Below are 11,494 nucleotides of genomic sequence, written 5' to 3' on the forward strand. Positions count from 1 at the left end.
ATATAGTATTTGGTTTTGACAGGAATCGGAACTGCGAGCAGAACGAGGATCATAACCGATACCAGGAAGAGGATCGGAACCGCGAGCTCAGATTGGAAGTATAAATAAAAGGCGCTCCAATCACTTGGAGCACCTTTTTCTAAAAATAATAAAAAAGTAGAGAGAATGCAGCCTAGCGACTGCATTTTTTTATTCACTTATAACCGCTGTAATATCATCAATACAAAAATAAGAAGGAGTATTCATTCCCCAGTCTCCGTTATCGGTGGAGGAGAGTTCAAAATGAACACTTTTCACTTCTCCAAGCCCCATGAGATCAACCCATTTCCATTGATTAAGCAGTTCTGACTTGCCGTTACGGAAATCGGCAAGGTAAAACTCCACTGCCTGCGTGTCATTCCCCGCTTTATCTTTTCCCTTGATCTTGAGTTTAAACCAGTCGCCTTCCCCGAATTTTTTAGCAAATTGGTCCCCATTTTTCATGGAGAAATAGGCGTAGGTACTGTTGGTAACATACATTCCCTTAACCCTGCAGGAAGTGCCTCCTTTGAAAGAAATTACAGCAGGATTATAATCTGTACTGTTTGCCGTAAGGTAAACTTTTCCTGTATATGCTTTTCCGGTGATGGCACTATTGTTAGCATAACTTGCAGTTGTGACATCACTTTTATTAGTGTACATGAATCCACTCCAGGAAGAATCGGAAAAATAGTTGTCAAAAACGAAAAGATTATCCGCACCGCTGAACTGGTTTTTCCATATGGGACCATAATCGCCGGGAATTTCGGTTCCCGACTTGTCTCCGGTCCACTCGGTTTCGACTCCAGTTAGCTTGTTTTCCAGATCAACAACTTTTGTAACGGTTACATCATCATTCTCGCATGAAACCATCAGAAGAGAGAAAAGAGAAATTAAATAAAACAGGTTTTTTTTCATTTTGATACAATTAATTGGTTCAACTTTAGCATGTGTTGCTCTTAGAGCTTAATAGTTCTACATTGTATGTTTAGCTATACACCCATCGCATTAACACATGCGAAAGTTCAGTTATTTGATTATTTGACATATAAAAATATACTGTATTTCCTGTAATGATTACTTAGTTGAACAGGCATTACAATTGTTTGGCATATTAAAATCTACTGTTGTTGGAGCAGGTGCAGATCAATTACTCCACTTACTTCGGTGGAAGACTCTCCAATGCGTCCATTAAATTGGTTCACACCCGTATATATTTTAACAAAATCTATTCCGTCAAGATGTACTTTCTTACGGTTTGTATCTACAGCCCAGTCTATATCGAACTGAGCTCCTGAGCTGTTGTTAGGCATATTGTCGGCATAACCCCAGTCGTAAGAGTGCAAGGTGTAAGTATCGTTATCAACAGTGTTGTTGTCGGGAAGCCTTGTCCCGATAAACTGCATTTTATCACTGTCTATCCATTGCGGGTAATAACTTTGCTGGTGAAAGGTAGTCTTATAAACATAACCCTCGCCATTTACGTTAGCGGTCCATTTGATATAGGCTGCATCAGTCACGTAAAAGAGCGATGGGTGAAGGACAGGAGTTTTATTTTCATCGGGCCTGTAGTAAGTGATTTCATAATTGTGTATGGTTTTCTCATTGTCATGTTCGCTTCCGGCAAGTTCGTACCATGGGTCATCGGGTTTCCCGTTTTTGTTGATGTCGGCAGATACCATCACAATACCCGGTTCACTATTGCCGGCGTAAGCATTTCCCAGTACTGCAAAATCGGCTTTACCAGGCACATTTTCAATGGTATGATCAAACCCCACTACTACATAACCGCCAAACCCGCCCAGCGATATCAGCCCACCTCTGTCACCGGCGATTTTTTCTTCGGCTTTTTTCGCCATTGTTTCGAATGTATCGCCTTCCTTATATTCCGGCAGTTTGTTCACAAACTGGCCCGGAGCAGGCATATACTCAAACACGCGGGTGAGATAGGGAGAGTGTTTTATTCCGGGGCCTTCTCCCTCATCAGTCACATCTCCTTCACTGCTGCAACCCACTGGCAGAAGAATAAAGAAAAGGAGAAAGAAAAATTGAAAAAGCTGCCTTTGTTTTGTCATAAGAATAATTTGATTTTTTTATTATTGCATATAAACCTTTGCCATTCCTAATATCTATAAGGATGGAGCAATTAGTTCGATTTTGTTTATCTTCTCTTGGGGAGTAAAGCAAAATGCGCGGGAATATCTCCCGTTTGTATGCTCCATCGCTTTTTCCCTTTCCGGTTGAAACAATACAGAAATCCCGGATTAATATAATCTCCCGCATCAGTTATGTAGATATCTTTTGTTTCGGGATGTACCATTATACCGTAGGGAGTCTCAAATTGCCTCTCAGTACCGTCTGTAATGAAATGCGTATTTATAACTTCACGGGTAGTTGTATTAATGATGGTGAAATTGAACTTATTCACATTTGATGCTGCTCTCTCTTCAATACCAAAAAGATACAGTGAATCACCATCTATCTGAAAATTATTGACAGAAAGTAAAACAGAATCGCTTACTATCTGCTTTTGCCGGTCGATAAAAAACAACCTGGAAGAATTGCCCCGATGATCACCACGTGAGGTGACCCACAGGTTACCTCTTTTATCTGCTTTGATCAGGTGAAGATTGCAGCTCACATCAATACGTTTTTCTTCTTTAAATGTCGCAATATCTATCACAGAAACGGTTCTCTCATAGTTTGCACTTTTTCCTGCTCCCTTGTAACCGCCGGAATTTGCTACATAAATCTTACCGTGAGAAATGGCAATTCCATCAGGCTGATATCCTACAACACATCTTTCTTCAACTTGCAGCGTCGCTGTATCAACCCTAGCCACATAGCCTCTTTGTTTATATTCGGGATCTATCTCGATAGGGCCTGCATAAGATGTAACGTAAGCATACCTTTCGTAGAAGGCAATGTACCTGCAGTTGGGAATATCCGCCTGCCCGATTCTTTTTGCCGTATGTGCATCCATCACCTCAATTTTATTGGATGCGTTAATGACAGCGTACAAGCGGTTACCATAAAGCTTAATGTCATTACCAACATCACCCAGCTCTTTTGGAACGGATGGATTCTGTACGGCGTAGATATTACGATTGTAGCTTCCGGAAACAAAGTCGTAATAATCTAGCGTTGCTTTGTTACTCCCCATATTTCCCTCATTCAACAGGTAAAAGCCGGCAAACCGGCCGGCTCCTGAGGCCCCGGGATCGGTAACGACAGCCTCAGAGAGCAGCAGCTCCACATCTTTTCGGCAAGAAGCAACAAGCATCGCAAAAACCAAAAGTGATAGTATGATAATCTGTTTCTTCATATTTCCACTGTCAGTGTAATTCTATAGTTTCTTTTTGGCATTGGGTAGTTCAGAACCACCTCATAATCCTGACTGAACATATTATTCACTTCTAAAGAGAGTTTTCCGTTGAATTGTTTCCGGGTGAATGAGCGGGCCAGCGATAAGTCGCTCGTGTACCAGGGTTGTTCATAATTCTCACGTATATTGGCTGAGGAACGGTAACGCTCGCCTACATAGATAAAACTGTAGTTCAGATGCCACAGGCGATGACTAAGAGTAGCAACCACAGAACCGCTATGCCACGGGATGTAAGCAATTTGTCCGCCATAAGTAATCTTTTCCAGCTCCTTGTTTGTCCGGCGTGTAAGATCCTGTGCCTGCTGCCAGGTATAGTTAAGCTTTATGTTCAGGAGCCATTCTTTATTGAGCATTGAAACCGTTGAAACAGCAATATCTAACCCTTTTATCTCCACATTCCCCACATTCATCATCATCCAGCGGTACATTCCATTTCCTTTAGGTACCGCGATAATCTTGTTGGTAACCAGGTTGAAATAGCCATCGGCCTGAATATCCCAATGCCGGATAATACCGTATGTGTAGCTTTTGGTATACTGTACGCCAATATTGTATTGACGGGTATCTTCAGGTTCGAGGAAAATGTCCCCGATATCTGTATAAAAGAGATCGTTGAATGTAGGCATCCGGAATATATGTTTATAGAAAGCCCTGAGATTCAAGTCATGCAGAAAGTAAGGTTTGTATGAGACAAACAAGGCAGGGGTAAACCGCTGTATGTTTGGGCCGTTGTCCGGTGCTGAGGTTTCTGTTTCTGTATGGCCACTGATAAATGTGCCTAAAATGCTTCCCTGCATCTTCACCTTTCCAAGATCAACAGCAGTAGCAGCAGCAACCAGGTAAGTGCAACGCGAAGGCTGCACAAAACCATCGAGCTCGGAGCGTAGACCGTTCCATTGTAAATCGGCAGCCAGTGAAATATCCCAGTTCTTCAGAGGTTTATATTTGTTTACCAGAGAGAGATATGCCTCCTGCTGAGTGAAGGTGTTGTCGATATATATCAGAGTGGTATCGGGATTCAGGTAACGCATATGGTCATTAGCGTATTTTCCATTTATCAGTATATCATATTTCGATGATACCGATTTTTGGAAAGTCCCCTGAGTGAAGAAATTACGGTCCCATTGCCTTTGAGAGCGTTTCCATACGTTATTGACAATAGCACCGGGTATACCTCTTTCAGAAGTGTAGAAATAAGTTTTCAGGTTCCAGTTACCTCCCGGAACAAAACCATGCAGTCCTGTTTCCAGTCGCCATGCATCAACATCACCGTTTTGCCGTATAGCTGTGGTATCGTAAACTGCTTCTTTTGTGACAGGGTGAACACGCTTGTACCGGTACTCGTATTTACCGTTTGCATGCACCCACTCCGCATTGAAATAGCCGGCGAGCGCCGATGCAATTTTTTGTTCCCATAATAACGATGGGTTCAAAAGCCCGAACGATCCGGTACGTAAAATTCCTCTCAGATTGTACTGTTTTCCTTTTTTAAAGCGCGGGTAGCGTGTACGGAGATAGATGCTTCCTGATGAGCCGAAATCTTTGGCGGATTGAAAAATCTCACTTTTCTGTCCATTATAAAGTGTGATCGATTCAATATTATCAAGTGAGAATTTTCCGAGATCTATCTGTCCGTTTTGTGCATTCCCGAGCTGAATGCCATCGTAAAATACGCCCATATGGTTTGTACCCATACTACGTATATCTACTGTCTTTAATCCACCGATGCCGCCATAGTCTTTTATCTGTACACCCGAAAAATAGCGGATGGCATCGGCAACAGACAGGCTGCTTAATCCTTTCAGTTCCTCTCCCGAAAGCTTTTGTGCAGGAATGATTTCGCGAGAGGACTTAGCGGTCACAATAATTTCAGGCAGTTGTTGCAGGCTGTCAGTATTATACTGAGCATAGATAGGGCTATGAATCACCAATAAGGCAGCAAGAAAACAAAAAAGCGCTATTTTTATAAATGAGTACATTTACCGAATTTTATCCGGCGAAATAAATGCATCAACGAAAGCACGTTTAACAAAAAAACCAGAAGAAAAGTATGATCTGAAAGTCGTGTCGTTTGCAAGCCTTTTTCCCCGAAAGCCGTTTAACTTTTTTGAAACGCCGGCAGGTCTTCTGACTTACTCCTGTGTCTGAACGCCTTCCCATTCCGGTCTTTCGGAACAGTGGTCATAGAGATGTTTGTTCAGCACATATATGGAGTTCACAGCAGCGGGCCTGTTCAGGATTTGCACCTGATTCCCTTTTAATCACTCATTCGGTGATAATCACAAATAAGTGAAACCGTTGTTTCGCGACAAAGATATAGAAAAATTTCCAATATTTCTTTTTTTATGTAAGAAAACAAATAAACACGTCAACAACCTGAAATGTCTTTGAAATTAAAAACAAAAAGTAGAAAATATAAATAATTTATAAATAACAGGTTTGTGTTTATGTTTGCACAGAGTAGGGCTATGACTGCATGCGGAAGGTAATATCGATAATATCCTCTTTACTGATTCGATACAACCTCTGATTGGTCGTTTTTTTGCTTAACCCTCCCAGCGCTTCCAGATAGGGGCCTGTTTTCACATAATCAAAACGACCGGCAGCCATAGGATGCAGGTTGCTGTTTCCTGAATACCAGGCCGTTTTGAGCCATTCTCCCCAATTCATCCGGATATAGTATGCCAGCCGGCATACTTCTTCGGCATGAGCATCGCCCCCCATAAAACAGATGCAGGTGATTGAATGCTCATAGAGCTGCAGCAGCCGCGAAATGGCCTCTTCGTTCAGTTCTTCACCTATGTCTTGCTGCAGGTGGGGACTGTGACACCCCTTGCAGCGGTGTGGACAACCCGACAGGTTGACGGCTAACGTCACCTCATCGGGAATTTCCTGAAAAACGATATCATAGTCTGTGTATTTAAGCATAAAAATTATCTTATGGTTGAAATATTAGCTTTTCTGTAATACCTTTATGGCATCTCATTCTCAAACATAGCTTTGGTATGCTTGAGACTAATGTACAGCCTTAATAAATAATAGGTTCCTCTTTAGTCTTCTCTGTTATGTCCGGCTTTCCGTAATGTCTTCTTTCCGCTTCCGCCTGCCGAGCAGCCGAGAAGTTGCTCACTCTCTTCATATAACCGATAATGCGTGTGAGGTAATCCACATTCCGGGAGCCACACTGGGGGCATTCCTTCAGGTAACGCTTGTCGATGGCACCACAATCGTTGCATACAGTGTTTGGAATGTTGAAGGTGAAATAGTTGCAGCCCTCGTGGGCTGCTACACGCAACAGCTGTCGGTATTGTGCTTTTGAGAGGTGTTCCTCCAGGTTCAGGTGGAGTGCCGATCCGCCCGTCAAATGTTCAATATAGTTACGTCCGTGCAGTCGGAACTTGTCGATCACATTTAGCGATGGATCTTCCACCCGGTAAAAATAGCTATTGTAGCAGTCGCGCGGCACGAAATAGCCGTCCTCCCTGTCCCATTTGGCATGTTTTACGCCTACATTTTCGGCAGGGATCATCTCACAATTGAACATCAGTTCTTTAGATCGGTATTTTTTGTTGTATTGCTCAATAATTCCGAGCACCTCCTGCACGAAGGCCTTATATTGAGGATTGTGATTGATGGCTATCCCCAGCGATTCGGCTGCTTCCACTAATCCATTTACGCCGATTGTAAGGTATTGGCGTCCGAGGTTGATGTATCCAGCGTCGAACAATGGCAGCATCCCTTTTTGTTGGAACATCTTCAGGTTTTCATTATAGGCGATCTGCACCTTGTGTGTCAAATCCACCACCTCTTCAAGGAAAGTACCATAGGGTTGTCCCGTACGTTTTGCAAACTGAACACAGCGGTTAAGGTTGATGGTGAGCACGCTTTTGGAACCGGTGGATACTCCACCCGCACCTAAGGTGTAGCTGAACCCGTTGTCCTGAATCTCGTTGCGCAGGCGGCAGCAGCTCGATAACGAGTCGGCATTGTCGCTCATATAGGTAAAGAAAGAGTGTCCTTCAGCATACATTTCGGCGGTAAAATCGGCATATTCTGTATCAATCACATCCTCTTCCCGCGAGAGCAATGCCATCGTTTCCACCGGAAAAGTAAGTACGGTTTTGGTGCGTTCCTTGTTAAACCATTTCATAAAGCGTTTCTGCAACCAACTGAGCGATTCCCATACGGGGCGTGAGCCATCGGGGAACCGGAACTCGCCGAACAGGCTTTCGAAGTAGTACCTGTCGTAATAGGAAATGTTCCAGAAGACAGCCTGGAAATTGCGTGCTCCTGTGGGCTGGTTGATGGAGTAGACTATCTGTTCGAAACAGTCGGTAATTACCTTGTCGAGTGTACGCCTTCGTCTTGACAGATCTACTACCTCTGTGGTATGTAAAAAATAGTTGTCGCCATACTCTTTCCGGATAAAATAATCAAGGTACATCAGAAACTCAGGAGTGGCGCAGGCACCACTAAGCATGCTCGATACAATGAATACCATATTGATGAATCCGCCGCAGAACGATTTCAGGTTGGTGGGTGGGGTGGAGTTGCCCCCGACAGACAGGGTGCCGTTCAGCAGCCAGGGATACATGGTAATGCTGGCGCAGTAGTTGGCCAGGCTGGTTTCGTCGTTTTTATAAATGAAATGTTCTTTCAGCATGCCGATGTATTTGTCGGCAAGCTCCTTCCCGTACATCTCCTTCATCCTGTCTGTTATCATCTTCCTATTCAGGTCAATGAAGTTCTTTTTGGGTAGCTCGCCGATGAGTGTGGCAATGTTTTTCTTCTCTACATTGGCATTGGAATCGAACTTGCTTCCCGTGGCAGCATTCTGAGCGTTGCAATAGCTCATCAGGAAGTTCATCTTGCTCTGGATCTCACGTGTTTCGGTATGTTTCTGCCGGTAGAGCATGTATGATTTTGCAACAGCAAAGTATCTTTCCCGCATCAATGCTGTCTCCACCTGGTTCTGGATCTCTTCCACAGTCATTCCGTCAGAAATATGAAGGTGGGCAAGGAGAGTAGTGAAGTCCTCTTCTGTAGCAAACGAACCTACCGACAAAAATGCTTTCGCAATGGCATTTTCAATTTTTTTGAGGGAAAATAGCACCCGTTTCCCGTCGCGTTTCACAATCTGAATTTCATTGTTACCCATTTTTTTAGACCGTTAAATAGTTAGATAAATAGATTGTAAGACTTTTTGATTATTGAATTTTAAAATGTTGGGAGTGGGGCAGTCCTTCAGTCTATTAGTCTGAAAACCTCATGTCCAATAGTCTAAAACAATATGGATATTATGTGTATATCAATATTTCGACTGTCTTTTTACCCGAAAGAGATCAAAAAGTGTATAACGCACCTGGCAGGTCTTCTGACTTACTCCCGTGTCTGAACGCCTTCCCGTTCCTGCTTATCGGAACAGTGGCTATGAAGATGTTTGTTCAGCACATAAAAGGAGCTTACAGCAGCGGGAACTGTTGCTGATTTTCACAGCATTCCCTTTTCATTTTATTTATAAAAGACGACTATAAATAAAAACCAGATGTTGTCACAAAGGTAGATTTACTTTTTTGAAAAAACAATAATGTTTTCCTAAAAAGTTATCAACAGTTATGATTTGAAATCCTATACATTTGATTATTAATTTATTATATATTTTAGCAGGAAATTTGCATTGATTAATAAGATTAAAAGTTGTTCGTTTTGGTGAATAATAAAAATTCAGTGGAGGATAAATAAGCCAAAGATAATTGCCTGCACGGGTTACTTTTTTAAAACGGATTACAGAAACATCAAGATCAATATCAATATCTGCGCCGAGATCACCCAGAGGAACATGGTCAGCGGGTAAACGGTAGAATAAGCCACTGCCGGGGGATCGTTTCCCGCTATGGAGTTGGAGTAAGCCAATGCCGGAGGATCGGTCATGCTTCCCGACAACAATCCCGTCAAGGTAAAATAATCCAAGTGGAGCATTTTTCTGGCCACGCATTCTGTGAGCAGTAGCGGAACCGTCGTGACGACGATCCGGTGTGAGATCAGCACCTTGTCCAATTCTTTCCAGTCCAGCTCCGTTGTTTCTCCCAGAAACGCCGTGACGGCTTCGGCCGCTGCTCCGGCGGTGATCAGTACAAATGTCACACCTAGGGAGATACCGAAGATCCTGATCTTTCCTAATGCCACTCCCGCAGATATCGTCAACGCGTATAGCAGGACGGTATGGGCAATACCATCCTCGAAAAGAAGCGAATGGAACCACTCCATAAAGCTTGTCAATTAAATTCAATAATGATTTTTAAGGCAGATGCCTAAGCCATGCCATTTTTATATTTATTCCACTATTGATGCAAAATCGGTATTACCTGAGTCCTTTCCGCATTTGCCGGGCGGCTTGCACCATTCTGGTCAACGATTCTTCGGTTTCTTTCCAGGTTCTTGTCTTCAATCCGCAGTCGGGATTGACCCATAACTGTTCCTGAGGAATGACATTAGCAGCTTTTTTCAACAGATGAACAATCTCGTTCACGCTCGGTACGCGAGGTGAATGGATGTCGTACACCCCGGGACCGATATCGTTCGGATATCTGAACCGGACAAAAGCATCCAGCAGTTCCATTTGTGAACGGGAGCATTCTATGGTGATCACATCGGCATCCATCAATGCCATGTGTTCGATAATATCATTGAATTCGGAATAACACATATGCGTATGGATCTGCGTTCGGTCTTTAACTCCACCCGAAGCAATACAAAACGATCTCACCGCCCAATTTAAATAGGTTTTCCAGTCGCTCTTCCAGACCGGCAATCCTTCCCTTATTGCCGGTTCGTCGATCTGTATAATTCCTATTCCGGCCTGTTCCAAATCATCAACTTCATCCCTGATAGCTAATGCTATCTGCAGACAAGTCTCGGAACGTTTCTGGTCGTTTCTTACAAATGACCACTGCAAGATTGTAACCGGTCCAGTGAGCATTCCTTTCACCGGCCTGGATGTAAGCGACTGTGCGTAGCTTGTCCAATAGAGGGTCATGGGGTGGGATCGGGAGACATCTCCGTAAATAACGGGAGGTTTTACGCATCGTGAGCCGTAACTTTGCACCCATCCGTGCTGTGTAAAGGTGAATCCGTTGAGTTGTTCCCCAAAATATTCCACCATATCGTTTCGCTCGAATTCCCCATGTACCAGAATGTCCAGTCCTATTTTCTCCTGCCATTCGACGGCCTTTCGGGTTTCGGACTTCAGTCGTTGGTCGTATTCCGCTGCCGATAATTCTCCTTTTCTAAATTTTGCTCGCCAGGCGCGTACTTCTTTGGTCTGAGGAAAAGAGCCTATCGTTGTTGTTGGATAGAGGGGGAGGTTTAGTTCCTTATGCTGGATTTTTTTTCTTACTGGAAACGGGCTTTTCCGTTTAGCATCATCCTCCGATATGGCTTTGCAACGATTCTCTACATTTTTGTTGTGGATTAGGGAAGATGTTCGTTTACTCTCCATTGCCCGCTTGTTTTCTTTTAGTTTGTTCTGAACGGACAGATCTCCTTTCGCCAGTTTCTGTAGTATGGTTAATTCTTCCGTTTTTTGTTTTGCAAAAGCCATCCATTGTTTTATTTCAGGAGTAAGTATGTTTTCATCCGTTTCCTGTTCCAGATCGTATGGCACATGAAGGAATGAAGAGGAGCCTGCAATCATCACCCGGTCGGGACCAAGTTTGCCTATTGCTTTGACGATTATTCTCAAAGATTGTTCAAAGTCGTTTTTCCAGATATTACGTCCGTCAACGACACCCAAAGATAATATCTTGTGTGTCGGAAATTGTTCCAATACATCGTCCAATTGAGATGGCGAACGAACCAGATCAATATGTAAGGCGTCTGCAGGCAAGCCAACAGCAAGCCTCGTGTTATCCCTCAACCCATCAAAATATGTAGCAATCATCAGTTTTAACTGTGGACATGCCTCTTTTATGGTCTTGTAAGCTTTTATGTATGCCTTTTTTGTCCATTCGTCGATATCGGTTACCAGGTAAGGTTCGTCAAGTTGAATCCATTCGGTTCCTTCGTTCTTCAGTTCCTTTAGTAATTCGATAT

Annotated in this window: 8 protein-coding genes and 2 riboswitches; all 8 genes read right to left on the reverse strand. The window is 43.3% G+C overall.

Annotation, left to right across the window (positions count from 1 at the left end):
• Positions 1-189 precede the first annotated feature (189 nt).
• Positions 190-936, reverse strand: coding sequence for a DUF4465 domain-containing protein (locus KDN43_RS12600; RefSeq protein ID WP_238866614.1), 747 nt, complete (start codon positions 934-936; stop codon positions 190-192).
• A 203-nt stretch (positions 937-1,139) separates the two neighbouring features.
• Positions 1,140-2,093 (reverse strand): PKD domain-containing protein, encoded by a 954-nt coding sequence (locus tag KDN43_RS12605; RefSeq protein ID WP_238866615.1) that lies wholly within the window; start codon positions 2,091-2,093, stop codon positions 1,140-1,142.
• A gap of 86 nt (positions 2,094-2,179) precedes the next feature.
• Complete coding sequence (locus tag KDN43_RS12610) at positions 2,180-3,343, reverse strand: YncE family protein (protein ID WP_238866617.1); 1,164 nt, start codon at positions 3,341-3,343, stop codon at positions 2,180-2,182.
• Positions 3,340-5,382, reverse strand: coding sequence for a TonB-dependent receptor (locus KDN43_RS12615; RefSeq protein WP_238866619.1), 2,043 nt, complete (start codon positions 5,380-5,382; stop codon positions 3,340-3,342). Before KDN43_RS12615 ends, KDN43_RS12610 begins: the two co-directional genes overlap by 4 nt.
• 121 nt (positions 5,383-5,503) lie before the next feature.
• Positions 5,504-5,718: riboswitch (cobalamin riboswitch) on the reverse strand.
• A 151-nt stretch (positions 5,719-5,869) separates the two neighbouring features.
• Positions 5,870-6,331, reverse strand: a complete 462-nt coding sequence (gene nrdG / locus KDN43_RS12620) for an anaerobic ribonucleoside-triphosphate reductase activating protein (RefSeq protein WP_238866621.1) — start codon at positions 6,329-6,331, stop codon at positions 5,870-5,872.
• A gap of 100 nt (positions 6,332-6,431) precedes the next feature.
• The gene (gene nrdD, locus KDN43_RS12625; RefSeq protein WP_238866623.1) at positions 6,432-8,561 is read right to left on the reverse strand and encodes an anaerobic ribonucleoside-triphosphate reductase; all 2,130 of its coding nucleotides are present in this window, start codon (positions 8,559-8,561) and stop codon (positions 6,432-6,434) included.
• Positions 8,562-8,750: 189 nt separating this feature from the next.
• Positions 8,751-8,964: riboswitch (cobalamin riboswitch) on the reverse strand.
• Positions 8,965-9,187: 223 nt separating this feature from the next.
• Positions 9,188-9,670, reverse strand: a complete 483-nt coding sequence (locus KDN43_RS12630) for an aspartate-alanine antiporter-like transporter (RefSeq protein WP_238866625.1) — start codon at positions 9,668-9,670, stop codon at positions 9,188-9,190.
• A gap of 94 nt (positions 9,671-9,764) precedes the next feature.
• Entirely contained in the window at positions 9,765-11,492 is a 1,728-nt protein-coding gene (gene metE / locus KDN43_RS12635) for a 5-methyltetrahydropteroyltriglutamate--homocysteine S-methyltransferase (protein ID WP_256448740.1), read from the reverse strand.
• Between the last annotated feature and the right edge of the window lie 2 nt (positions 11,493-11,494).

This window comes from Proteiniphilum propionicum (assembly GCF_022267555.1).
GTDB lineage: Bacteria > Bacteroidota > Bacteroidia > Bacteroidales > Dysgonomonadaceae > Proteiniphilum > Proteiniphilum propionicum.